Source organism: Rhizobium sp. 10N427 (assembly GCF_056394605.1).
In genome coordinates this window covers 31,581-56,462 of the sequence record NZ_JBFTID010000005.1, presented here as the reverse complement: position 1 = coordinate 56,462, position 24,882 = coordinate 31,581, and the positions used below count along the sequence as shown (strand labels likewise).

Sequence of the window (24,882 nt, the reverse complement as noted above, 5' to 3'; positions counted from 1 at the left end):
TATGACCGCTATTCATGAATTTGAAGGCAAAACACTTTGCGACACCAATTCCGTACTCGGTGAAGGCCCGACCTATGATCCGTCCACCGATACCGTGTGGTGGTTCAACATTCTCGGCAAGGAACTGCATGAGCTGACGCTTTCAAGCGGCAAGAAGAAGGTTCACGAGCTACCGTTCATGGCAAGCGTGCTTGCCCGTATCGACGACAAGCGGCAGCTGCTGGCGACCGAAGAGGGCCTGTTCGTCCGCGATGTCGCCGACGGCAAGCTGACCTTCTATGCGGCGCTCGAAAACGACCAACCGGAAAACCGCTCCAACGACGGCCGCACGCATCAATCCGGCGCGCTGTGGATCGGCACGATGAGCAAGCGGGCGGAAAACCAGGCGGGCTCGATCTACCACGTCGCCAAGGGCGGCGTCGTCACCAAGATCTTCAGCGGCATCAGCATTCCGAACTCCATCTGCTTCTCGCCCGATGGCACGATCGGCTATTACACCGACACCCGGATCAGCCGCTTGATGCGGGTGATGGTCGATCCGCAGACCGGTCTGCCCGCAGGCGAGCCGATTGTCATGGTCGACAGCATGGAGGATCCGGGTGGCATCGACGGTTCGGTCTGCGATGCCGACGGTTATATCTGGAACGCCCGCTGGGGTGCCGGTGTCGTCGACCGCTACAGCCCGGACGGATTGCGGATCGCCCGCTACAAGGTGCCCGCCGCCCAGCCCTCCTGCCCGGCCTTCATCGGCAAGGATGCCGACCGCCTGGCGGTGACGACGGCGTGGGAAGGTCTCGACGAGACGGCCCGTTCATCGCAGCCGCAGGCCGGAGCCCTGCTTGAACTTGGGGTGACGGTCAGAGGCGTATTCGATCCGGCCTTCGTGGTCTGAAACGGGTCAGAATTGATGAGAGGGGCATTCCTTCCGGAATGCCCCTTTTCTCGTTCCGCGACAGGAAATCTGCAGCCTTTGCGGTAAAAGTTCCCGAAAAATCGTGATTTTTTCCAAGTTTTTCAGCGGAACCAATAACCTGCCCACCCATTTTCCCCTTCGAACCGGCACGGCATGGACACCAGAAAACGAGGCGTCCGCCGCGCTAGAGATCACACTAGGGAATAAAAAAGGTAGGTACGAAATGACACGCAAACTCCTGACGACCGTTGCCGCTGGCGCCCTGTTTGCCACGGCTTTCGCACCGGCAGCTTTCTCGCAGACGGCTCCGCAGCCTGCGGCCCCCGATGCGACCCAGTCGGCCCCGGCGGATGCCACCGCACCGAAGATGCCCGAGGTAACGGCACCGGCTGGTGATGCCGCACAGGCGCCCGCTCCGGCTGCATCGACTGACACGGCACAGGCCGCTGGCGGCACCTATCTGACCGAACAGGGTGCAGACCAGATCAGCGCCAACACCTATATCGGCCAGTCGGTCTATACCGGTCAGAACGAAAGCATCGGTAACGTCACCGACCTGATCATGAAGAAGGATGGCGGCCTCGTTGCTGCTGTCGTCGGTGTCGGCGGCTTCCTTGGTATTGGTCAGAAGAACGTCGCCGTGCCGATGGACAAGATCACCGTGGCCCAGAATACCCAGGACGGCAGCGTCAAGCTGACGACCACGGAAACGGCCGATAGCCTGAAGGCTGCGCCGGAGTTCAAGACCCTGCAGATGCAGGCAGCCGAGAAGGCTCCGGCAGCAACGGGTACAATGCCGACGGATAGCACGGCAACCGGCTCGACCACGGCCAAGTAACACCGCGCGGTGAGTATAGCGTAGATGGCGGCGTCCTCAGGGGCGCCGCTATTTTTTTGGGGATCAGGCGGAAACGCGTTCGGCGCCGGCGGAATCGTAGTTTTCGTGCAGGTAGCGCAGCGTCGCGATGCTGTCGGCCGGTTTGCCGAAATGATAGCCCTGCCCCATGCCGCAGCCGAGGGCACGGAGCTTGACGGCTTCCGAATAGTCTTCGATGCCTTCGGCGACGACCTCGAGGTCAAGGCCCTCGCACATGGTCAGGATCGCCTTGATGATATGCTCGGAGGCGCGGTCGTTGTTGATGCGCGAGACGAAGGCGCGGTCGATCTTGACCTTGTCGAAGATGAAGTCGCGCAGGCGCCCGAGGCTGGACTGGCCGGTGCCGAAATCGTCGAGCGAGACGCGAACGCCTGCCTGACGCAGATCGGAGATGATGCGGTGGGCGGTATCGGCCGAACTCATGACCGCCGTTTCGGTAATCTCGAGCTCCAGGCGATGCGGATCGAAACCGACGCGGCCAAGGATCGACAGCACATTGGCGCTGGTGCCCGGGTCCATCAGCTGCGCCGACGAAAGATTGAACGACAGGAAAAGCTCGCGCGGCCAGGAGAGCGCTGCCTCTGCCGCCTTGCGCAGCAAGGTTTCAGAGAGCGCGTCGATAAAGCCGCGCTCTTCGGCGAGCGGCACGAAGACCCCCGGCGAAACGAAGCCGAGATCCGGATCGTTCCAGCGGGCGAGCGCTTCGAAACCGACGACCTGATTGTTGGCAAGCGAGACGATCGGCTGGAAATGCACGTCGATTGCATCGGAGATGATGGCGTTTCTCAGCGCCTGTTCCAGCTGCGTGGCGCGCTTCATTTCCTGCGCGATCTCGCGCGAATAGACGGTGATCTGGCTACGGCCGCGGCGCTTCGAGCGGTAGAGCGCTGTTTCGGCACTCTTCAGCAGCTCGTCAAATTCCTCGCCTGCAAAGGGATAGATGGCGAAGCCAAAGGAGGCGGAGAGACGAACGTTGCGGTCGCCGAGATCATAGGGTGCCGACAGCACTTCGCGGATCATCTGGCCGAATTTTTCGGCACTGGCGCGTTCGAAAATCAGCGGTAGCACGAAGGCGAACTCGTCGCCGTCGTGACGAGTCACAAGTGCGCCGTCAGGAATGCAGGCTTTCAGGCGGTGAGCCACCTGGCACAGGATTTCGTCGCCTGCGGCCGAGCCGAACAGATCGTTGATCGGCTTGAAAGAATCGAGATTGGCGATGCCGATGGTGAAGGGCGCAGGATCGCTGGCGCGCTCGGCGGAGATCTGCGTCACCCGATCGCGCATGCGGTGGCGATTACCAAGTCCGGTCAACGGATCGGTGTAAGCCATGGCCTGGAGCTCGTTCTGGCTCACGGGCAAAAAGGGTAAGTCCGCCGGCTTCATCATTTGACCTGAGAAATTCACTCCCTCCGGGGAGAATGGCGGCCAAGTCTTAATAAACCGATAGTGGAAAGGCGATGTTTCGGGTTGCAGACGCCCCAAAATCTAGGGAGTTGACCAAGCTTTCCGTTCAGCCAAGAGCCCGCACCTGCTCGGGCTGCAAGTGTTTCTGGAAGATCGTCTCCAGTATATCCGGGCTGACCGGCTTCATGATGACATCGTCCATGCCCGCCTTGGCGCATTCGGCGCGGTCGCGCTCGAATGCCTGGGTCAGGACGCCGATAATCGGGGTCTTGTCCATGCCGCCCTCTTCGATGCCGCGGATCATGCGCGCGGCCTCAAAACCGTTGAGGCCCGGCAGCGAAATATCCATGAGCACGATCTGCGGCTTGTGTTCGGTCCAGAGCCTGACGGCCTCGTCGCCGCTGGAGGCGATCATGTAGCGGTAGCCAAGGCCTTCGAGGATTTGCGAGAAGACGATCTGGTTGATGTCGTTGTCTTCCGCGACCAGAACCTGCAGGCCGTCGCCATCTGCGGAAGTGGAGATTTCCCAGTCGGCTTCGGGCTCGCTGACCGCGCGATTGTTGCGGTTGAAATGACGGGCAACCTGGAAGGTGAGCTCGTTGGCAAGCTGGAAGCCATCCATGATCAGCGCCGGAATGCCGTGCTGGTTGGCAAGCTCCAGGCAGCGCATGCCCATCTGGTTGTCGATGATGATCAGATCGAGATCGATCCCGGCGGAAGCGGCGATCTCCAGGAAATGCTCTTCCTCATCCTCGCCGCGGATGGCGCAGGCTTCGAAGCCGTATTTGGCAAGGGTGCGCAGTGCTGCGGTCTCGGCGGCGAGATCACCGGTGACGACGAGGATCTTGCGGCCGGAAAAATTCTCCGGGACGATTGCTTCCATTGCCGCCGGCTCGCGCCGCGTCGCCTCGCCATTCAACGGCACATAGGCCCGGCGGTAGGACTGGTGGCTGGAGGTGGTGACCGAAGTGGCGCGGTCGAACTCGTCGAGATCGGCGCCATCGCGCGGCAGATCCTGCATGGTCGAAACCAGGAAGTAACGGCCCGGCTTGCCGATGCGGTGCTTGCGGCTGACGATATCGCGTTCCGAACCGTCGCGCGAAACCTGGCGCTGGCGGGAGATCGACATCTCGCCGGTCTCCAGCACATGGCGATCGCTTTCCTCGAAGCGGCTGGCGATCTCGGCGGAGAACAGGTCGCCGCTCTTGCGCCCCAGTACCTCGTCGGGCGTCGTCTGAAATTTCTCGCAGAAGGCGACGTTGACGGCGACGTAATTGAGATTGCGATCCTTGACGAACAGCGGAAACGGCAGATTGTCGAGGATATCCTCGGTCAGCTGCACACGCTCCAGATCGGCGCGCCACTGTTCCTCACGCTTCCGCTCCTCGGAAATGTTGGAGATCATCGAGACGCAGTAACCGCTTGGCAGGCGGCGCTTGATCAAGCGGATCCAGCGATCGGGACCATGGCGCTCGATGATTTCGAAACGTTCGCGCCAATGCGAGGCAATCTTCTGCGACAGCCAGTCCTCGCGCCCGAGCACACCGCCCGGTTGTTTGGCGGAATATTGCTGGCGCACGCCGGTATCGAAGACGGCGCCGAGAAAATCGCGCAGCCGGGTACCGGCTTTCAGCATCGAAGGCGCGATCGGGAAGAAGTCGAGAACCTGGCGGCTCGCGAAAATCATCTGATCGTTCTTGTCATAGACAATAAGTGCGGCAGAGAGGCCATCGGAGACGGCATCGAAAAGTGATGCCTGGAGATCGGGTTCGACCGGCAATTCGTCGCTCACGGATGATGCGTCCGTCTTTTCGAAGCCGGCACTCATGCCCTAAAATCCCACATCTATCCGATTTAATAGCGCTATTTGGTGGTATGCGATTAAAATGCCAGCTTTCTCCTAACGGCGGCTTAACATTAAGCCACCCCAAATATGGGGGTTGGAAGCGCGGCTCTGGACGAGCGCTTTTTGCCCTTCCATCGGGCGGCCGAATCCACGAAAATGGCGCATGGCCATCAGACAGCTCTCCGAAACGCTCATCAACCAGATCGCCGCCGGCGAAGTCATCGAACGCCCGGCGAGTGCGGCCAAGGAATTGATCGAGAACGCGCTCGACGCCGGCGCCACCCGCATCGAAATCGCAACCTCAGGCGGCGGCAAGGGCCTGCTTCGCGTCAGCGACAATGGCTCCGGCATGGATGCCGCCGATCTCGAACTCGCGGTCAAACGGCATTGCACGTCGAAGATTTCGGACACGCTCGACGATATCCGCACGCTCGGTTTCCGCGGCGAAGCCCTGCCCTCGATCGGCTCGGTCGCCAAACTCAGCATCTCCAGCCGCCGCAAGGACAGCGCCGGCGGCAGCGAGATCGCGGTTTCCGGCGGCAAGTTCCTGCATCTGAGGCCTTCCGCCTCGAACCCCGGGACGATCGTCGAGGTCCGCGACCTGTTCTTCGCCACACCGGCGCGGCTGAAATTCCTGAAGACGGAAAAGGCTGAAGCAGCGGCGATCACCGAAGTCGTCAAGCGCATGGCGATCGCCTTTCCGGGCGTGCGCTTCGTTCTCTCGGGCACCGACCGCAGCACGCTGGAACTGCCGGCCACCGGCGATGACCATCTGGCGCGCATGGCGCAGATCCTCGGCAAGGATTTCCGCGACAACGCCATCGAGATTAACGCCGAGCGCGAGGATGTGAGCCTGACGGGCTTTGCCGGTGTGCCCACCTTCAACCGCGGCAATTCTGGCCACCAATATGCCTTCGTCAACGGGCGGCCGGTGCAGGACAAGCTGATCCTGTCGGCGATCCGCGGCGCCTATGCCGAGACCATCCCCTCCGGCCGTTATCCGGTTGCCGTCCTCTCCTTCAGGCTCGATCCGGCACTTGTCGATGTCAACGTGCATCCCGCGAAATCCGATGTGCGCTTCCGCGATCCCGGACTGATCCGCGGCCTGATCATCGGCGCAGTGCGTGAGGCGCTCGCCCGCGACGGCAGCCGGGCCGCGACGACCGTTGCCGACGGCATGCTGCGCTCCTTCCGTCCCGGCTTCCAGCCGAATGCCTATCAGCGGCCACAGCCGCAGGCACCCTGGTCGCCGGAGACGTCGCCGTCGCGCCCCTATCAGGCTGCCAATACGGGTTTTGCCGAGCGGCCGCAGGCCTCCTTCGACGGGCTGGTGACGCCAACGGCGCGTTCCGAGCCGCAGCCGCAGAGCTGGCAGCAGCCGGCAGCAGTGCCGCGCGAAGAGGCGCCGCAGCGCTTCCCGCTGGGCGCTGCCCGGGCGCAGATCCACGAGAACTATATCGTCGCCCAGACCGAGGATGGTCTCGTCATCGTCGATCAGCATGCCGCGCACGAGCGGCTGGTCTTCGAGGCGATGCGCAAAGCGCTGCATTCGAAACGGCTGCCGTCGCAGGTGCTCTTGATCCCTGAAATCATCGACCTGCCGGAAGAGGATTGCGACCGGCTGATGGTGCATGCCGAAGGGCTCGGCGAACTCGGCCTGGCGATCGAGCGTTTCGGGCCGGGGGCGATCGCGGTTCGCGAGACCCCGGCACTGCTCGGCGAAGTGGATGCCAACGGCCTGATCCGGCAGCTTGCCGACGAGATCGCCGAATGGGACACCGCCTCAGGCCTGTCGCAGAAGCTCGAATATGTCGCCGCCACCATGGCCTGCCACGGCTCGGTGCGCTCCGGCCGGCGCATGCGGCCGGAAGAGATGAACGCGCTGCTGAGGCAGATGGAAGTGACGCCGGGCTCCGGCCAATGCAATCACGGCCGGCCGACCTATATCGAGCTGAAACTTTCCGACATCGAACGGCTGTTCGGCCGAAGCTGAAAATACTGGCAATGTCTTCCGCGCCGCGATATGGCAGGAGGATAAAGCCGCAGGAATGGAGCAGGATGAACTTGTTTGAAGGTCACGGAAACCGCGAGGCGAAAATCCGCTATCTCGACGCCGATTTCCAGATCCTGTCGCCGGGCTCCTACGTCGTCTGCGCCATGACCGGCAAGCACATCCCGCTCGACGAGCTGCGGTACTGGAGCGTCGCCCGCCAGGAGCCCTATGCCGACGTGATCTCCTCCTTCGAAGCCGACAAGCGCGCCGGCGTTCTGCCCAACCAGAGGCGCTGATCTCTAGCTCTGCTTTGCTTCCCGCAAGCGGCGGGCGCGGCAGGCCTCGATGGCTCTGTCGATGATGAGACCCGGCGCCTGCGGATCCTCGAAGGCCATCTCAACTTCGATCACCCTCGATTTTTCCGCCAGCTCCTGCGCCCGGCCGTGATGACCGGCGAGGCGCACGAAATCCTTCGACGTCGTGACGATCTGCAGATCCTCGCGGGCGGCGATACCGATCAGGTTGCCGATCTCGTCGTCGCTCAAATGTTCGTGGTCGCCGAAGGATTTGGCGACAGCGATCTCGGCGCCGAGCGTCTCGACGGTGCGGAAGAATTTTCCTGGATCGGCGATGCCGGCGAAGGCGAGCACGCGGCGGCCTGAAAGTTCGTTCATGCCGACGGTTTTCAGTGACGCGGTGAAATAGGGCTTTCCGGCCCGCGCCGCCATGCGGACGATCGCATCGGCGGCGTTGCCGTTGCCGACTTTCAGAAGTGCCGTGGCGTGGCGCATCTGCACCCTGACCGGCGCGCGGACCGGGCCGCCGGGAACGGTGTGGCCGTTACCGAGACCGCGCGTCGCGTCGATGACCAGCAGCGCATAATCCAGCGCCAGCCGCGCGCTTTGGAAACCGTCGTCCATGATGATCAGGTCGGCGCCTTCCTTCACGAGGCGTTGAGCCCCTTCGACGCGGCGCCGGGAAATGACGGTGAGCGCCTCGCGGGCGAGCAGCAGCGGCTCATCGCCGACGGCCATCGCCCGGTGATGGGCAGCATCGACAACGGTGGTGACATCGAGCGAACCGCCGTAACCGCGGCTGAGAAATCCGGGCGTCAAGCCCTTGGCCTTGGCGGCGCGGGCAATGGCCAGAGCCGTCGGGGTCTTGCCTGCGCCGCCGACCGTGAAGTTGCCGATGCAGATGACGGGGACAGGCACGGACGCGCGGCGCGCATGTTTCATGCGGTAACCGGCGACCCCGCCGTAGATCAGCGAAATGGGCGACAGCGTCCAGGCTCGCCAGTCGGCTTTCGTCCACCAGAATGGCGGCGCTTCGGATACCATGATGTGCCTGCCCTGTGCTTCCGGCACCCACGGCAACCGGCTATCCCCTTCGACTGCCGGCAAAGAAAGGGCAAAACCGAAGAAAAAGCAAGCCTTTGCCTAGACTACGCCGGTTGAAGCCCCGGCAGCAGCGGCTCGAGCTCGGTGATGTCATTGAGGCAGTAGTCGGATGCGGCGGACAGCGATTCACGCGAGCCGGTGCCGGTGAGCACCGCGACCTTGAGGCCGGCATTGGCGTTGTGGCCCATATGCAGGTCGTGATTGTTGTCGCCGACGACGGCGACCTGTCCTGGCTCCAGTCCCGTCGCCTTGCAGAAGCCGAGCACCATGCCGGCTTCCGGCTTGCTGCCGAAGCCGCTGTCATAGCCGGCGATATAATCGACATATTGGGCAAAGCCGAAGCGCTGGGCAGTCTGGCGGATCGAGCGTTCGTTGTCGCTGGAGGCGATACCGAGCTTGAAGCCGCGGGCATGCAGACGGGCGAAGAAACCGGCGAGATCGGTGACCGGAACGGAGAATTCGGCAGCGTTGGAGAAGAGCGTGTCGAGCTTGATGGTGAGTTCGGTCACGTCCACCTTCGAACCGGCGGCGACCAAGCCCTCGGCGATCTGGCGGGTGTTGCCGGCGGCCAGCAGGCTATCGGGAACGATGTGACCGGTGACGGGATTCATGCCTGTTTCGCGCAGCAGGTGATCGGCAAGCGCGGCATCGTCTTGTGAGGCGATGCGGGCAAGCTCGCGGTTAACAGGGAGCCAGCTCTCGTCGTAATCGAGGAGAGTGCCGTCCTTGTCGAAAAGAATGCCCCTGATACCGTCGAGTGCCATTGTTGCCCTCAGCCTTGCGCCGATTTCGGCAGCAGCCTTGCCTTCACCGTCAGCGGATTGATGTAGGGCTCGAGCGCCTTCACCGTCGCCGTCAGTGCTCCGCGCATTTCTTGCACGGCTGCGATGCCGGCCTCGATCATATTGCGGCGTGCGTCGTCGTTGATGAGCAGATAATGCACGCCCTTGGCCAGCATCTCGGTGTCGCGCACCATGCGGGCGCTGCCGCGGCGGGCGAGCTTCTGATAGGCCTCGCGGAAATTCTGGACGTTGCTGCCCGAGAGAACCGCGCAGCCGAGCATGGCCGGCTCCAGCGGATTCTGGCCGCCTTCGGCATAGAGCGAGCGGCCAACGAAGACCACTTCGGTCAGGCGCAGATAGAGCCCCATTTCGCCGATCGTATCGCCGAGGAAGACATCGACATCAGGCGAGATGATATCCTCGCGGGTACGTCTTGCGACCTTGAGGCCTTGAGCGACCAGCATCTGCTCGATCTCGTCGGAGCGTTCCGGATGGCGCGGCACGATGATCGTCAGCTGGTTGTTGCGCTCCTTTAGGGTCCGGTGGACGACGGCGGCGGCATTCTCCTCGCCATCGAAGGTCGAGATGGCGGCCCAGGTCTTGCGGTCGCCGATCTGCTGCTTGTAGCGGGCGAAGATGGCGGCGTCATAGGGTGGCGCGTCGGTATCGACCTTCAGGTTACCCGAGGTCATGACATGGCGGGCGCCGAGATCGCGGAAGCGTTCGGAATCGAGATCGGACTGGGCGATGACCAGCGCCAGGTTCTCGAACAGCGCCTCGGCGATCGACGGGCGGCGCTGCCAGCGGGCGAAGGAGCGGTCCGACATGCGGGCATTGACGAGGATCTGCGGAATACGGCGGCGGCCGAGCTCCATCATCGTCGCCGGCCAGATTTCGGACTCGGCGATGATGGCGCAATCGGGCTGCCAATATTCGAGGAAGCGGCTGACGGCCGGCTTCAGGTCGAGCGGCACATATTGATGGATCGCCTCGTTGCCGAGACGGTCGGCAGCGACCTTGGCCGAGGTGATTGTGCCCGTCGTGAGGATGACATGAATATCGCGGCGGCGGATTTCGCGGATCAGCGGGATGACGGCATTGGTTTCGCCGACGCTGGCGGCATGAAACCAGACCAGCGGCCCCTGCGGCCGGTTGGCGCTCGCATAGCCGAAACGTTCCGTCCGGCGGGCGCGCTCTTCCTTGCCCTTGGCGGTGCGATAGGCGAGATAGGCGCCGACCAGCGGCGTCGCCATGATGCCTGCGGTCCTGTAGACGCCCAGCGCGAACCGCGCTCCTGGCGAACTCATCTAAAACGTCTCCGATCGACAATGATCGACATCAAACCCATTCCCCAATTATTGTTGCGGCCGCAATGGCCGATTAATTTGTTCAGAATGCGTCATTCGACGGTGTGGGGCGTAACGCCCCGGCAGGAGACGGCGCCGCCACGAAGGCGGCTACCCTGCTGAAAAGCCTATAAAATCAGTTGCTGCCGGTCTTGTCTTGCGGATCAAGCAGGCGGTGCATGTGGACGATGAAGTAACGCATATGTGCGTTGTCCACAGTCGACTGTGCCTTGCCCTTCCACGCCGTCAGTGCGGATGCGTAATCGGGAAAAATACCGACGATGTCGAGATCCTTCAGATCGCGGAACTGAACGTCATCGAGACTTTCCAGTTCGCCGCCAAATACGAGGTGCAGCAGCTGCTTCTTGCCACCGGATTCCGTCATTTTCTTCTCTTTCTTTTCTGGTCTCCTCCGCGCCTTCATCTGCGGGATTTTGACGGAAACGTCAACTGCTTCGTATCGAAGCCAGCCCCTCCAGAAACTCGGCCAGGCGGGGCGCCGCAGCGCCGCACAGCGCGCCGTGGCTAACGGCAGCGCGGTTATATATGACAGGCTTTCCGTCGAGACCGGTCAGCTGACCGCCTGCCTGCTCGAGGATCAGATCGGCGGCGGCGAGATCCCAGTCGTGGGAGTTCGGCTTGACGAACGTCCCTTCTAGACGGCCATCGGCCACCATGGCGATGCGATAGGCGAGCGAGGGAACATGCTTGACACGCTCGATGCCGTCGCGAAAAGGAGCGGGGAAGGATTTCAGCACGTCCTCGGCGATCGCAAACCGGCTGACCGTTCCCGAGCCGCTTGCCGAAACCGCGATCGGCTTGCCGTTCTTCAGCGCCGTGCCGCCCTCGACCGCTTCGAACAGCTCTTCAAGCGCCGGCGCATAGAGCACGCCCGCCACCGGGCGGCCGCGGTGGACGACGGCGACGCTGACGCACCAGAGGTTCTGGCCAGCGAGAAATGCCCTTGTGCCATCGATCGGATCGATGATGAAGACGGTGTCGCTCGCAAGACGTGCCGCACTGTCCTCGGTCTCTTCCGACATCCAGCCATAGGCGGGGCGGGCGGCGCGCAGGATCTTCTCGAGCGTTTCGTTGGCGGCGAAATCGGCGGCGCTGACCGGCGATCGGCCTTCGTTCTTCCACCAGACCTCGGGCGACTGGTTGAAATAGCTGAGCGCGACGCGGCCCGCCTGCTGGGCGGCATCGGCGATCAATGCGAGATCGCTCTGCCAGCGGGCGCTTCTGTCGTCACTCATTCTTCAATCCAATCTTCAGCGCCCGGCGAGCGTCATGCCCTCGATGGCGAGTGTCGGGGCGGCGACGCCGTACTTGTAGTCGATGTCGTTTGCAGGGGTCACCCGCATGAACATCTCCTTGAGGTTCGATGCGATGGTGACCTCGGAGACCGCGAAGGTGAGTTCGCCGTTTTCGATCCAGAACCCAGTGGCGCCGCGGCTATATTCGCCGGTGATCATGTTGACGCCCTGACCGATCAGCTCGGTGACGTAGAAGCCGTTGCCGACGCTTCGGATCAACTCTTCGGGCGAGACGTCGCCGGGGTTTAGCGCCAGGTTGGTGGAAGCCGGTGTCACCGAATTGCCGCCGCGCACGCCGCGGCCGTTGGTTTCCATGCCGATTTCGCGGCCGGTCGATGTGGAGAGGAACCAGTGCTTCAGCACGCCGTCCTCGATCATCACAAGCTTTTCGCCGGAAACGCCTTCGCCATCGAAGGGACGCGAGGACGGGCCGCGGACGATCAAGGGATCGTCGGTGATCGACAGGCCGGATTTCAGGACCTGCTGGCCCATCTTGTCGCGCAGGAAGCTGGTCTTGCGCGCCACCGAGGCACCGTTGATGGCACCGGCGATGTGGCCGATGAAGCCGCGGGCAATGCGCGGGTCGAAGACGACGGTGACGTCCTTGCCTGTCGGCACCTGGCGCGGATTGAGACGCTTCACGGTGCGCTCGCCGGCGCGCCGGCCGATATCGGCAGGATCGTCGAGTTCGCTGTAATAGATCCGGCTGTCGTAATCGTAATCGCGCTCCATGCCGGTGCCTTCACCGGCGATGACGCTGACCGAGCGGCCAAAGCGCGAGCCCATGTAGCTGCCTTCGAAGCCGTGCGAGGTGACGAGGACGAGACCGCCCATGCCGCCGGAAGCGCCGCCGCCGGAGGAATTCGTGACACCCTTGACCTCAAGGGCTGCGGCTTCGGTTGCGAGCGCTGCCTCGCGCAGCATCTCGGACGTCACTTCCGTGCGGTCGAGAAGCTCAAGATCGGGATAGGACTTTGCCAGATTGGCCTCGTCCGCCAGGCAGGCGAAGGGATCTTCCGGCGAGACCTTGGCCATGGCGACGGCCCGCTCGGCAAGAGCGGTGAGATCGAAACCCGGATTGGCCGAAACGCTGGCAACCTTCTTGCCGACGAAGACGCGGAGCGAGAAATCGTCGCTTTCCGAGGATTCCGTGCCTTCGACCTTGCCGAGACGAACGCTGACGGATTGCGAGCGGGAACGGACGACCACCGCATCGGCGGCATCGGCACCGGCTTTCCTGGCAAGATCGATCAGCTGGCTGGCACGGGAAAGAAGTGTCGAGGAATCAATTTCTGAGGACATGATTTGGCCTTTCCTTCGGCTTCCATTTATTGTGCAGTTCGGAAAGCATCAAGGCCGTGGCCTGCGATTCTTTTTCCCGCCGCTTGCGCGCCTCCTGCCATTGAAAGAAACTCCGACGCATGTCCGCCCCTAATGCCTTCTTTTCCGAGACGATCCTGCTGCTTGGCGGCGCGGTCGTTGCTGCGCCGATTTTCAAGAAGCTGGGGCTTGGCACCGTGCTTGGCTATCTGGCCGCGGGCGTCGTCATCGGGCCTGTCTTCCATGGGATTACCGATGGCGAGCAGATCCTCGGCGTTGCCGAACTCGGCGTCGTCTTCTTGCTGTTCATCATCGGCCTGGAACTGAAACCGTCGCGCCTCTGGCAGATGCGCCGCGATATCTTCGGGCTCGGCACCGCGCAGGTGGTGGTCACCGGTCTGGCGCTCACGGCGCTTGCCTATCTCTCCGGCGTGCTTGAATGGCGCGGCAGCATCGTCGCAGGCTTCGGCCTCGCGTTGTCCTCCACGGCCTTTGCCATGCAGATCCTCGAAGGCACCGGTGAGGTCAACACCAAATACGGGCAGCGCTCCTTCTCGGTGCTGCTGTTGCAAGACCTGGCGATCGTTCCCCTGCTGGCGCTGATCACCGTTCTCGGTGGCGGCCAGGGCAGCAATACGCCGTTTCTCGACTTTGCGATTGCGATCGGCGCGGTCATTGCGATGATCGTCATGGGGCGCTATCTGCTGACGCCGCTTTTCCAGGTGATTGCCCGCACCGGCGCCCGCGAGGCAATGATTGCGGCCGCGCTGTTCGTGGTCATGGGATCGGCGACGCTGATGCAGTTTGCCGGCCTGTCGATGGCGATGGGCGCGTTTCTTTCCGGCATCATGCTGGCCGAGTCCTCCTACCGGCACGAGCTTGAGGCGGATATCGAGCCATTCCGCGGCGTGTTGCTCGCTATCTTCTTCATCGCCGTCGGCCTGTCGCTGGAGCTGCAGGTGCTGGTCGACAACGCGCTGTTCATCGTCGCTGCCGTGCCGATCATCATGGCTGTAAAGGCTGCGGTCATCTATGCGCTTTGCCGGGCTTCCGGCTCTCCGCATAACGACGCGATCCGCATCGCCTTCCTGCTGCCGCAGGGCGGCGAGTTCGGCTTCGTGCTGTTTACCGCTGCGGCGACCGCGGGCCTGATGCCATCCAGCACGGCATCGCTGCTAGTCGCCATCGTGACGCTGACGATGGCGCTGACGCCGATCGGTTCGGCGCTTTCGAGTCGGTTGCTCACCGGCGACGAGCATGAGGAACTCGATGAGGATTTTGCAGGCGCAAATGCGGATGTGCTGATGGTCGGCTTCTCGCGTTTCGGGCAGATCGCCGCGCAGATCCTGCTTGCCGGCGGCCGCGACGTCACCGTCATCGACTTTTCCGCCGACCGCATCCGCCAGGCCTCATCCTTCGGCTTCCGCATCTACTTCGGCGACGGCACCCGCAAGGATGTGCTGCGCTCGGCCGGCATCGACAAGGCGAAGATCGTCGTCGTCTGTACGCAGAAGCGCGAAATCACCGACAAAGTAGTGGAGCTGGTGCAGGCCGACTATCCGCATGCCAAGCTCTTCGTGCGCTCCTATGACCGTATCCACTCGATCGCGCTGCGCAATCTGAATGTCGATTACGAGCTGCGCGAGACGCTGGAGTCAGGTTTGCTCTTCGGCCGCCGGACCTTGCAGGCGCTGGGTGTCGGCGAGGCGGAGGCCTACGAGATCGGCGAGGATATCCGCCGCCGCGACGAGGAGCGGCTGGTGCTGCAGGTTTCCGAAGGGCTGCAGGCCGGACGCGACATGCTGTTTTCGCATCCGGTCCGGCCGGAGCCGCTGGTCAAGCCGAAGCGCTCGATGGAGATGGATGCCGATCCCTTGGCAGGTCCGGCGGATGTGACGGCCGACGCCTAGGCCTTCAGCCGGGCTTCGAACTGGCGGTCCAGCTCGCGCTTCAGGTCGTCCTTGACGCCTGCGGACATGGCGAGCACTTCGCGGGCCTTCAGAAAGTCCATGACACCGGTGCGGCCGACCGCCGGGCGCAGGAAGATATGCGGCGGCTGGATCTTCAGCTTCAGCGTGATCGCCGTCTGCATCATCAACTGACCGGAGCCGAAGATGCTTTCCATGCGGTTCGGAATATGGGTGCCGTCACCCTCAGGCGCGCCGACGACATCGATGCCGATGACGATATCCGCGATATCCATCAGGCATTCGTAGGGCACGGGATTGCTGATGCCGCCGTCGATCATCACACGGTCGTTCATGCGCACCGGCATGAAGACGGCGGGGATGGAGGAGGACGCGGCAAGCGCCGGGAAGAGCTGGCCTTCCGTGATGATCACTTCGTTCTGGCCGTAATAATCGGTGGTGATGACCTGCATCGGCACGAGAAGATCGGCGAAGCGATCCGGCAGGTCGGCGGGCAGAAAGGCCTTGAGGATCCGCTCCAGATTGAACTGACCGATACGGATACCCTTGGCGACGGCGTCGCGCACCGTTTGAGGACGCATGCCCCAGATGCGGCTGACGACGGCGGTCTTGTTGCCGACGGTCATCAGCGCGTGTTCGCGGATCGCCTCGCCGCTCATGCCGGCTGCCATGCCGGCGCCCATGATGGCGCCGATCGACGAGCCCGATATCGCCACCGGGCGGATGCCGAGTTCGTCCAAGGCTTCGATGACATGGATATGCGCCAGGCCGCGGGCGCCGCCGCCGCCGAAGGCGACCGCGACAGTGGGCATGGTGCCGCCGGTGGCAGGTATGACGCTATTCACAATACCTGCCTGCTGCACTGAACGCTCCCGGTGGCTTCGCCCCGCCTAGACCGGCTGATAGCGGAAGAAATGGACCTTGGTGTCGCCAAAGATCCTGTCTTCGAGGAAGAGATAGGAAGGATCGACCGAAACGGCAACATCGGAGCGCTCTTCGAGCACGGCGATCGCGCCCGGCACCAGCCAGCCACCCTTGGCAGCCGCAGCCATGGCCTTTTCGCCCAGACCCTTGCCATAGGGCGGATCGGCGAAGAGCATGTTGAAGGGCTCGAGATTGCCGACCGAACCGAGATCCGTGGCGTCACGCCGCAGGATGCGCGTGCGGCCATGCAGGCCGAGCGCGTCGATGTTTTCCCAGAGCAGCCCCCTGCCCTCGACGCTGTTCTCGACGAACAGCGCATGACGGCAGCCGCGCGAGACGGCTTCGAGACCGACGGCGCCGGTGCCGGCAAAAAGATCGAGTATCCGGGTGCCATCGACGCATTCCGGATAGGCATGGCTCAGAATATTGAAAAGGCTCTCACGCGTCCGGTCGGCAGTCGGCCGGATGTCGTTGGATTTAGGTACGGCGAGCGACCGTCCGCGAAACTCACCGCCGACGATCCGCACCGCGCGTCATTCCCTTTCCTTTTGGTCCACCACGCGACGGCCCGCCCGAAGGCTTGCCTCCGCCATCGGGCCGGTCGCCTCTCGGCTTGCCGGAGAAATTCTTGGCACCGCCGGGCTTGGCGCTGAAGCTCTTGCCGCGCGGCTTGTCACCCTGCGGACGGTCGCCCTGCGGCTTGTCGCCAAAGGAGCGTTCGCCACGCGGACGTTCAGAGCGGCCTTCGCCTGGAGCACTGCGGGCAGCGCGCGGCCGATCACCATAGGACCGGGGCCGTTCATCACCCTCTTCGCGTGGACGGCGCGGCTTGTCGCCGAAGGGACGGTCACCACGCGCCGGACGATCGCCGGACGGGCGTTCGCTGCGGGCGGGGCGGTCACCATAGGGTCGGTCGCTGCGGGCCGGACGGTCGCCGTAAGAACGCGGACGATCGCCATCTTCACGGGGCTTGCGCTCGCCACGCGGCTTGTCGCCGAACGGGCGGTCACCGCGGGCGGGACGATCTCCTGCCGGGCGGTCTCCACGCGGCGGGCGGTCGCCATAGGGTCTGTCACCACGGGCGGTGCGATCACCACCGGAGCGTTCACCACGGCCCTCGCCGCGGGGACGATCACCGAAAGGCCTGTCGCCGCGGTCGCCGCGGTCGCCACCCGGACGATCGCCGGAGCGCTTGCGGCCGCCGTCGTCATTGCTGACTTCGCTGGAACGGATCCATTCGCCCTCTTCATCGCGGGCACGGTTGATCTGAACACGCGGGCCTTCGTCGTAGCTCACCGGCTGCGGCCTGGAGCGGCCAGGCTTCTCGCCGCGCTTCAGCGCGGTCTGGGCATTCTTTTCGGCCTTTGCGGCTGCCTTTTCGCCGAGCGGACGGGCGCCGGGCGCCATCCAGACATTGGCGTTGCGGCGGCTGCCCAGCGCCGGGCGCTTCGGACGGTCGTCATCCTTGCGTCCACCATCACGGCCACCGTCCCGGCGATCATCCTTGCGGTCATCGCGGCGATCGTTGCGACGGTCATCGCGCTTGGTGTCGAGGCTGCCACGCGGGCGCTCGCGCTTTTCTTCAGACTTCCATGCGCGCTGTTCGCGGCGTTCCGGCTTGGCCTGTTCTTCTTCCTCGGCTGCGGCAACGGCCGGAGCGTTGTAGAGCGGCGCATCGAAATTGGCGTTGGAGTCTTCGATGAGACGCGGGCCGAGCTGATCGCGCAGCGTGCGGCCGCGCACTTCGATGACGTGGCCTTCCGGCAGGTCGCCCAGCTGGAACGGACCATAGGAGATACGGATCAGGCGGTTGACGTCGAGGCCAAGCGCACCCATCACGTTCTTGATTTCGCGGTTCTTGCCTTCGCGCAGGCCCATGGTGATCCAGACATTGGACCCCTGGGTGCGGTCGAGCGTCGCGTCGATCGAGCCGTAGAGCACGCCATCGACAGCGATACCTTCCTTCAGCTTGTCGAGCGCATCCTGATCGATCTCGCCATGGGCGCGCACGCGGTAACGGCGCAGCCAGCCGGTCGTCGGCAGCTCCAGCGAGCGGGCAAGGCCGCCATCGTTGGTGAGCAGCAGCAGACCTTCGGTGTTGATATCGAGACGGCCAATCGACATGACGCGCGGCAGTTCGTCCGGCAGATTGTCGAAAACGGTCGGGCGGCCCTCGGGATCCGCATTGGTGGTCACCAGGCCGGCCGGCTTGTGATAGAGCCAGAGGCGCGTGCGCTCGATGCCGCGGATCGGGATACCATCGACTTCGATCTTGTCGTTCAGCGTCACGTTGACGACCGGCGTCTCGAGCGGCTTGCCGTTCAGAGTCACGCGGCCGTCCATGATCATGCGCTCGATATCGCGGCGCGAGGCGACGCCTGCGCGTGCCATGACCTTCGAGATGCGTTCCGCCTTGCCGTCGCCTGCGGTTTCCGCGGCTGCAGCCTTCGGCGCAGCGCTGCGGACCGGCTTGTCATCGGTTTTCGGTCGCGTGTCGCGCCCTGCGGGCTTGCCGCCCGGCCGTTTTGGCTTGTCTTTGAATGTCATTTGTTGTTTGCCTGCCTTTTGGGGCTTCTCTATCAGGTCGCGCCCCTGCGGTTAAGTGGGAATTTGCCGGATCGTGAAGACAAATCGGTTTATGGAGATGGCGCTCGAAGAGGCGCGGGCGGCCGGTGAACGCGGCGAAGTGCCGATCGGGGCAATCGTGGTGCTCGACGGCACGGTGGTTGGGCGTTCCGGAAACCGTACCCGCGAGCTCAACGACGTGACCGCCCATGCCGAAGTCGCCGCCATCCGCATGGCCTGCGAAACGCTGGGACAGGAGCGGCTGACGGGCGCCGATCTCTACGTCTCGCTGGAGCCCTGTACGATGTGCGCAGCGGCGATCTCGTTTGCCCGCATCCGGCGGCTCTATTACGGCGCCGAGGATCCGAAGGGCGGCGCGGTCGAGAGCGGCGTGCGTTTCTATGCGCAGCCGACCTGCCACCATGCGCCTGAGGTCTATTCCGGTTTGAACGAGACGGAAGCCGCGGATATCCTCAGGACGTTCTTTGCCGGAAAGAGGGAGATGTCATGAGCCTCGCCATTCTTGCAGCGATGATCGCCATCGGCGCATTCGCCTATCTGCGCGTCGCGCCCGGCGTTTCCGCCATACCGATGCAATGGTCCTTGCGGGGAGAGGTCAACTGGTCAGCGCCGCGGGCGGCTGCTTTCAGCCTCGTGCCGGGTCTCGCGATCGCGATCTGCGCGATCTTCGCCGCCGGCGGAATGACCGCGATTTTCGCGATCACCGGCTCAAGTCTTCTGATCTGCCAGATCATCCATATTCTGCTCGTGCGCCGCTGGGCAGCGGCGCGGCAGATGTAAGCAAGCGCTTACTGCAGCAGGTTCCACCACTGTTTGCCGGTACCGGCAACCGCGGCATCCTTCTTGCGCTGCTTCTGCTTCTTGAGCTCCGGCTCGCCGAGATCATCAAGCTTGGACGGGTCGTCTGCCTGGCGGTACTCCGTCGGCGGATCGGAGATTGAGCGGCGTTCGGTCACAGCGCCGGCGCCCTTCTGCGCGGCGCGGGCTTCCCTGAATGCCTGAGCCTGTTCGGCTGCGGTCTTGCGGCCGCCTTCGATGCCATTCTTGGCGAGCGGCGAAACATACCGGGACTTGTCTTCGTTGTCGTCAGCTTCCTGGACGAGACGGGCGCGGGTCTCTTCGGGAGACTCGACCCATTCCGGATTGTCCTTGCTGGCAACCGTCTGCTGCGGCTCGACCAGCGTTTCCTTGGAAGCGTCGGCCGGGAGAACAAGCGTCGGACGCGGCTGGTACCTGACGCCCTTGTTCTTGGGCTCCTGCGGCGCGAGCGACACGGACTGGCCGATATCGTCGCCAAGCTGGGCCATTGCGCTCGTGCCGGTACCGTAGGTCGGGCTCGTGCAGCTGGTGGCCATCGAGCCTGCCGCCATAACAACCGTCAGGCAAGCGCCTACACGGAACCAACGCGTCGCTAACATGAAAACCCTTCCAGCCATGCCGGTGCAATTATCGCCCAACCGGACGTCCGTCCCCCTGACGTAAAAATCCGGCCATTTTCAGGCAGCTTTTACCGGATGAACCACTAAAGAGCAATTCACCCGGTAACTTTCTTGAGGATTTACAGTCCGAGTTCACGCAAAGCGACAGCATCGCGCGCCGAAACGTCGGGATATTCAGGGTCGGACCCGACATCCTTGGTGATCCGCCAGGAACGGGCGCACTTGGTACCTTCGGCAAGCGTCGGCTCGACGGAGACACCGGGAACCTCGGGAAGACGGAACGCCTCAGCAGAGCCCTCGCCCGCGTCGATTGCGATATCCGAGGTAATGCAGATCTCGGAGAAGTCGAGACCATCGAGCGCTGCCTTCAGACCCGTATCAGCGATGTGCACGGTGGGGGCGGCTTCCAGCGAGGAGCCGATACGCTTGTCCTTGCGCTCGACCTCAAGCGCGCCCGTGACGACGGAGCGGATGGCGCGAACGGCTTTCCACTTTTCGGCCAGCGCCTCGTTCTTCCAATCCGCCGGGATCGCCGGGAACTGTTCGAGGTGAACCGAAACGGCTTCGGGATTGCGCGACAGCCATGCCTCTTCGGTGGTGAAGGGCAGCATCGGCGCAAGCCAGGTCACCATGCAATCGAAGATATTGCGGATGACATGGAGTGCCGAACGGCGGCGCAGGCTCGACGGGGCGTCGCAATAGAGCGCGTCCTTGCGGATGTCGAAATAGAAGGCCGACAGCTCGACATTGGCGAAGTCGATCAGGGCGCGGGCGATCTTCTTGAAGTCGAAGGCATCGTAATTTTCGCGCACCAGTTCGTCGAGTTCGGCCAGACGGTGCAGCATCAGCTGCTCCAGTTCCGGCAGTTCGGCAAGCGCGATGACCTCGCCCTTGTCGTGCGCAAGCGTGCCGAGCATCCAGCGGATGGTGTTGCGCAGCTTTCTGTAGGCGTCGACATTGGTCTGGATGATCGTCTTGCCGACGCGCAGGTCATCAGCATAGTCCGACGTCATGACCCAGAGGCGCAGGATGTCGGCGCCGGCATCCTTCATGATTTCCTGCGGAGACGTGACGTTGCCCTTGGACTTCGACATCTTCTCGCCCTTCTCGTCCATGGTGAAACCATGGGTGAGGACGGCATTGTAAGGCGCACGGCCACGGGTGGCAGCCGATTCCAAGAGCGACGAGTGGAACCAGCCGCGATGCTGGTCGGAGCCTTCGAGATAGAGATCGGCCGGCCATTTCAGGTCCGGACGGTCTTCCAGCGTGAAGGTGTGGGTCGAGCCCGAGTCGAACCAGACGTCGAGGATATCCATGACCTGCTTCCACTTGGCATGGTCGTGGTCATTGCCGAGGAAGCGCTCCTTGGCACCTTCGGCGAACCAGGCGTCGGCGCCTTCGCGTTCGAAGGCATCGAGGATGCGCTGGTTGACGGCTTCGTCGACCAGGACTTCGCCCTGTTCATCGGCAAAGACGGCGATCGGGACGCCCCAAGCGCGCTGGCGCGAAAGCACCCAGTCCGGGCGTCCTTCGATCATGGCGCGCAGGCGGTTCTGACCAGCGGCGGGCACGAAGCGTGTATCGTCGATCGCGCCCAGTGCGCGCGAACGCAGCGTCGTGCCGTCAGCCAGTTCCTTGTCCATATAGACGAACCACTGCGGCGTGTTGCGGAAGATGACAGGCTTCTTGGAGCGCCAGGAATGCGGATAGGAATGCTTCAGGCGGCCGCGGGCGAAGAGCGCGTTGCGGGCGATCAGCTCCTTGATGACGCGATCGTTGGCATCACCCTTTTTGCCGTTGTCGTCGATGACGCGTGCGCCTTCGAAGCCGGGGGCATCCGATGTGTAGAAGCCGCCGTCATCGACGGTGAACGGGATCTTGGTCGAGATGCCACGGGCTTCCAGCTGGCGGGCGGCGGACATCCAGGCGTCAAAGTCTTCGCGGCCGTGGCTGGGTGCCGTGTGCACGAAACCGGTACCGGCATCGTCGGTGACGTGATCGCCATCGAGAAGCGGGACGGCGAATTCGTAACCGCCGCCGAGGCTCTTCAGCGGGTGGGCGCAGGTGATGGCGGCGAGATAGTCGGCAGGGACATCGCGCAAGCGCTTGAATTGCAGCTTGGCCTTAGCAAATGCGTCTTCGGCGAGCTTGTCGGCGAGGACGAGCCTTTCGCCAGGACGCGGACCGAAGTCGTTTGCTGCCTCAGTCACTTCGTACAGACCATAAGAAACGCGCGACGAGAAGGCGATTGCACGATTGCCAGGGATCGTCCATGGCGTGGTCGTCCAGATAACAACGAAAGCTCCGGCGAGATCCGAAAAGTCCGTGGGCACAGCGACCGGCATGTTTGCCGTCTTGTCATGCCACATCTTCAGTGGATCATGAGGCACAACCGGGAATTTCACCCAGATCATGTCGCTTTCGATGTCGTGGTATTCGACTTCGGCTTCGGCAAGCGCCGTGCGTTCGACGACCGACCACATGATCGGCTTGGAGCCGCGGTAGAGCTGGCCCGACTTGGCGATCTTCAGGAGTTCACCGGCGATGCGGCTTTCGGCGTGGAAGGCCATCGTCGTGTAGGGATTGTCGAAGTCACCCTCGATGCCGAGGCGCTTGAACTCGTCGGCCTGGGTCTTGATCCAGCCGGAGGCGAATTCACGGCATTCCCTGCGGAATTCGTTGACCGGGACCTCGTCCTTGTTCTTGCCCTTCTCGCGGTACTTTTCCTCGATCTTCCATTCGATCGGAAGGCCGTGGCAGTCCCAGCCGGGAACGTAGTTGGCGTCGAAGCCGCGCATCTGGAACGAGCGGTTGATGACGTCCTTGAGGATCTTGTTCAGCGCGTGGCCGATATGGATGTTGCCGTTGGCATAGGGCGGGCCGTCGTGCAGCACGAACTTTTCGCGCCCGGCGGCCGAGGCGCGCAGCTTCTTGTAGAGACCCATTTGCTGCCAGCGGGCAACGATTTCCGGCTCCTTCTGCGGCAGGCCGGCGCGCATCGGGAATTCGGTTTCGGGCAGATTGAGGGTCTTCGAATAATCGATCTTTTCGGCTGTGTCGGTCATGTCTGGCAATCGTTTCTGGCGGCCTCAGAAGGCGCAACGGATGTGGAATTGTTGGTGACGGAAGCGCTTGCTCGGCAAGCGCTGAAAACCCGGACCTTCCGGCCGCTCAGCGCGCGCGGAAGGCCGGGCCGATAATTCGTATCGCAATCGCCAGCCGGAATTTTGTCATCGGGCCGGTTCATAGGCGCTTTTGGCGGGAAAAGGAAGAGGGATTTGGGCTGACGGCATGGCGGCCGGGCATGCGTCGCGCGCCCCTGCGTAACAGCCTGATCCTGCAGACAAAGAAAAAATCTCGTGGCAATGTCGAAATGGCGGCGTCTCGGCCGTCCTTGGAATGCGAGATGCCGCTCGGGCGCCCGCATTTCTCGGGTCCACAGGGAGTGAAGTGGATATGAGCAGTTCCTATCGTTGGGTCATTGTCGCCGCCGGCGCCCTGATGACATGCGTTGCGCTCGGCGCGATGTTTTCTCTCGCCATTTTCCAGACGCCGATCGCCACCGAGACCGGCTGGTCGCATACCGGCATTGCCAGCGCCATGACGCTGAATTTCATCGTCATGGGCATCGGCGGTTTCATGTGGGGTGCGTTGAGCGACCGTTTCGGACCCCGGCCGGTGGTGATGATCGGTGCCGTGCTTCTGGGACTGGCACTGGTGCTGGCGAGCCGGGCCGGATCGCTGATGCAGTTCCAGCTTACCTATGGCGTCATCGTCGGCATTTCGGCCAGCGCCTTCTTTGCGCCGATGATCGCGGCGACCACCGAATGGTTCGACGAGAACCGCGGACTAGCGGTGTCGCTGGTTTCGGCGGGCATGGGTGTGGCGCCGATGACGATTTCGCCGCTCGCCCGGGCGCTGATCTCCGCCTATGACTGGCGCACCGCGATGCTGATGATCGGTATCGGCGCCTGGATCCTTCTGATCCCGGCAGCCCTCCTCATCCGCCGCGCGCCGTCTCCGGCAAGCGATCCCGGCACCGTGGAAACCACAAGCGGCGAGCGGCCTTCGCTCGGCAAGATCTTCCGGTCACCGCAGTTCCTGGTTCTGGGCGGCACCTTCTTTGCCTGCTGTGCGGCCCATTCCGGCCCGATCTTCCATATGGTGAGCTACGCGACGATCTGCGGCGTGGCGCCGATGGCCGCGGTCAGCATCTACAGCGTCGAGGGACTGGCCGGTCTCGGCGGGCGGCTGCTCTATGGCAGCCTTGCGGACAGGTTCGGCGTCAAGCCGGTTCTGGTCGCCGGGCTCTTGGTGCAGGCGGCGGCGCTGGCTACCTATCTTGCCGTCAGCGAACTCGGGCAGTTCTATGCGCTGGCGCTGATCTTCGGCAGCGCCTATGGCGGAGTGATGCCGCTCTATGCGGTGCTGGCGCGCGAATATTTCGGGCCTAAAGTCATTGGCACCGTCTTTGGCGCGGCGACGATGCTGTCGAGCATCGGCATGGCCTTCGGACCGCTGATCGGCGGCTGGATCTTCGATACCTACCAGAATTATTCGTGGCTGTTCATCGGCTCGGCGCTGGTGGGGCTCGGTGCGGCAGCGATCGCTCTTGCCTTTCCGCCGCTGCCACGGGGGAAGCAGGCGCCTGCATTGGGTGCTGCCTAGCTGGCGTCGAGGACTTGGCCCCCTCATCTGCCTGCCGGCATCTTCTCCCCGCTGGGGAGAAGAGAGCGCGCCGCAATGCCCCTCTTCCCTTCTCCCCTCGGGGAGAAGGTGCCCGAAGGGCGGATGAGGGGGCTACGGGC

21 protein-coding genes and 1 pseudogene are annotated in these 24,882 nt (G+C 63.2%); 9 read left to right on the top strand and 13 right to left on the bottom strand.

The features are described 5' to 3' along the window. Position 1: 1 nt before the first annotated feature. Both AC1DIJ_RS12340 and AC1DIJ_RS12335 read left to right on the top strand, forming a co-directional pair. Complete coding sequence (locus AC1DIJ_RS12340; protein ID WP_112390559.1) at positions 2-892, top strand: SMP-30/gluconolactonase/LRE family protein; 891 nt, start codon at positions 2-4, stop codon at positions 890-892. A 244-nt stretch (positions 893-1,136) separates the two neighbouring features. Further along, positions 1,137-1,751 carry a PRC-barrel domain-containing protein gene (locus AC1DIJ_RS12335; protein WP_112390560.1) on the top strand — a complete coding sequence of 205 codons (615 nt, stop codon included), beginning with the start codon at positions 1,137-1,139 and terminating at the stop codon, positions 1,749-1,751. A 63-nt stretch (positions 1,752-1,814) separates the two neighbouring features. Here AC1DIJ_RS12335 and AC1DIJ_RS12330 read toward each other — a convergent pair whose 3' ends face one another. Continuing rightward, entirely contained in the window at positions 1,815-3,176 is a 1,362-nt protein-coding gene (locus tag AC1DIJ_RS12330) for a putative bifunctional diguanylate cyclase/phosphodiesterase (RefSeq protein ID WP_112390561.1), read from the bottom strand. A gap of 124 nt (positions 3,177-3,300) precedes the next feature. Next, on the bottom strand, positions 3,301-5,022 hold the full coding sequence (locus AC1DIJ_RS12325) for a response regulator (protein WP_112390562.1): 1,722 nt from the start codon (positions 5,020-5,022) through the stop codon (positions 3,301-3,303). Positions 5,023-5,203: 181 nt separating this feature from the next. Here AC1DIJ_RS12325 and mutL point away from each other — a divergent pair, with 181 nt between their 5' ends. Further along, positions 5,204-7,033, top strand: a complete 1,830-nt coding sequence (gene mutL, locus AC1DIJ_RS12320) for a DNA mismatch repair endonuclease MutL (protein WP_112390563.1) — start codon at positions 5,204-5,206, stop codon at positions 7,031-7,033. Positions 7,034-7,098: 65 nt separating this feature from the next. Further along, a complete protein-coding gene (locus tag AC1DIJ_RS12315) occupies positions 7,099-7,329 on the top strand; it encodes a DUF2093 domain-containing protein (RefSeq protein WP_112390564.1) in 231 nt (76 codons plus the stop codon). Between the two features lie 3 nt (positions 7,330-7,332). Here AC1DIJ_RS12315 and lpxK read toward each other — a convergent pair whose 3' ends face one another. The 6 genes from lpxK to AC1DIJ_RS12285 all read right to left on the bottom strand — a co-directional run bounded on the left by lpxK (position 7,333) and on the right by AC1DIJ_RS12285 (position 13,179). Beyond that, on the bottom strand, positions 7,333-8,373 hold the full coding sequence (gene lpxK, locus AC1DIJ_RS12310) for a tetraacyldisaccharide 4'-kinase (protein ID WP_112390565.1): 1,041 nt from the start codon (positions 8,371-8,373) through the stop codon (positions 7,333-7,335). Between the two features lie 104 nt (positions 8,374-8,477). Continuing rightward, positions 8,478-9,197 (bottom strand): HAD family hydrolase, encoded by a 720-nt coding sequence (locus AC1DIJ_RS12305; RefSeq protein WP_112390566.1) that lies wholly within the window; start codon positions 9,195-9,197, stop codon positions 8,478-8,480. Between the two features lie 8 nt (positions 9,198-9,205). After that, on the bottom strand, positions 9,206-10,522 hold the full coding sequence (gene waaA / locus AC1DIJ_RS12300; RefSeq protein ID WP_112390567.1) for a lipid IV(A) 3-deoxy-D-manno-octulosonic acid transferase: 1,317 nt from the start codon (positions 10,520-10,522) through the stop codon (positions 9,206-9,208). A 175-nt stretch (positions 10,523-10,697) separates the two neighbouring features. Then, on the bottom strand, positions 10,698-10,946 hold the full coding sequence (locus AC1DIJ_RS12295; protein WP_112390568.1) for a DUF4170 domain-containing protein: 249 nt from the start codon (positions 10,944-10,946) through the stop codon (positions 10,698-10,700). Positions 10,947-11,007: 61 nt separating this feature from the next. After that, positions 11,008-11,817 carry a 3'(2'),5'-bisphosphate nucleotidase CysQ gene (locus AC1DIJ_RS12290; RefSeq protein ID WP_112390569.1) on the bottom strand — a complete coding sequence of 270 codons (810 nt, stop codon included), beginning with the start codon at positions 11,815-11,817 and terminating at the stop codon, positions 11,008-11,010. A gap of 15 nt (positions 11,818-11,832) precedes the next feature. Next, complete coding sequence (locus AC1DIJ_RS12285) at positions 11,833-13,179, bottom strand: TldD/PmbA family protein (protein ID WP_112390570.1); 1,347 nt, start codon at positions 13,177-13,179, stop codon at positions 11,833-11,835. A gap of 119 nt (positions 13,180-13,298) precedes the next feature. Here AC1DIJ_RS12285 and AC1DIJ_RS12280 point away from each other — a divergent pair, with 119 nt between their 5' ends. Further along, the gene (locus AC1DIJ_RS12280) at positions 13,299-15,107 is read left to right on the top strand and encodes a monovalent cation:proton antiporter-2 (CPA2) family protein (RefSeq protein ID WP_112390571.1); all 1,809 of its coding nucleotides are present in this window, start codon (positions 13,299-13,301) and stop codon (positions 15,105-15,107) included. On the opposite strand, the gene AC1DIJ_RS12275 is transcribed toward AC1DIJ_RS12280, so the two are convergent. The 3 genes from AC1DIJ_RS12275 to AC1DIJ_RS12265 form a co-directional block, all read right to left on the bottom strand. Beyond that, a complete protein-coding gene (locus tag AC1DIJ_RS12275) occupies positions 15,104-15,937 on the bottom strand; it encodes a patatin-like phospholipase family protein (protein WP_477831433.1) in 834 nt (277 codons plus the stop codon). The two genes, AC1DIJ_RS12280 and AC1DIJ_RS12275, sit on opposite strands and share 4 nt — an antisense overlap. Positions 15,938-16,015: 78 nt before the next feature. Further along, positions 16,016-16,576, bottom strand: coding sequence for a 16S rRNA (guanine(966)-N(2))-methyltransferase RsmD (gene rsmD, locus AC1DIJ_RS12270; protein ID WP_112390573.1), 561 nt, complete (start codon positions 16,574-16,576; stop codon positions 16,016-16,018). Then, positions 16,557-18,596: a pseudouridine synthase gene (locus AC1DIJ_RS12265; protein ID WP_112390574.1), complete on the bottom strand. Its 2,040-nt coding sequence runs from the start codon at positions 18,594-18,596 to the stop codon at positions 16,557-16,559. Before AC1DIJ_RS12265 ends, rsmD begins: the two co-directional genes overlap by 20 nt. 91 nt (positions 18,597-18,687) lie before the next feature. Between AC1DIJ_RS12265 and AC1DIJ_RS12260 the strand changes: the two genes are divergently transcribed. Then, positions 18,688-19,125, top strand: a complete 438-nt coding sequence (locus tag AC1DIJ_RS12260; protein WP_112390575.1) for a nucleoside deaminase — start codon at positions 18,688-18,690, stop codon at positions 19,123-19,125. Continuing rightward, a complete protein-coding gene (locus AC1DIJ_RS12255; RefSeq protein ID WP_112390576.1) occupies positions 19,122-19,415 on the top strand; it encodes a hypothetical protein in 294 nt (97 codons plus the stop codon). The genes AC1DIJ_RS12260 and AC1DIJ_RS12255 overlap by 4 nt, the downstream gene beginning before the upstream one ends. 8 nt (positions 19,416-19,423) lie before the next feature. Here the strand turns inward: AC1DIJ_RS12255 and AC1DIJ_RS12250 are convergent, their stop codons facing one another. Both AC1DIJ_RS12250 and ileS read right to left on the bottom strand, forming a co-directional pair. Continuing rightward, entirely contained in the window at positions 19,424-20,053 is a 630-nt protein-coding gene (locus tag AC1DIJ_RS12250) for a hypothetical protein (RefSeq protein ID WP_112390577.1), read from the bottom strand. 140 nt (positions 20,054-20,193) lie between these two features. Then, the gene (gene ileS / locus AC1DIJ_RS12245) at positions 20,194-23,139 is read right to left on the bottom strand and encodes an isoleucine--tRNA ligase (protein WP_112444509.1); all 2,946 of its coding nucleotides are present in this window, start codon (positions 23,137-23,139) and stop codon (positions 20,194-20,196) included. A 391-nt stretch (positions 23,140-23,530) separates the two neighbouring features. Here ileS and AC1DIJ_RS12240 point away from each other — a divergent pair, with 391 nt between their 5' ends. Together AC1DIJ_RS12240 and AC1DIJ_RS12235 are read left to right on the top strand one after the other, a co-directional pair. Continuing rightward, positions 23,531-24,742, top strand: a complete 1,212-nt coding sequence (locus AC1DIJ_RS12240; protein ID WP_112390580.1) for an MFS transporter — start codon at positions 23,531-23,533, stop codon at positions 24,740-24,742. Continuing rightward, positions 24,727-24,882 (top strand): annotated as a pseudogene (locus AC1DIJ_RS12235) (endonuclease domain-containing protein); the annotation flags it as partial. The gene AC1DIJ_RS12240 and the pseudogene AC1DIJ_RS12235, both read left to right, overlap by 16 nt.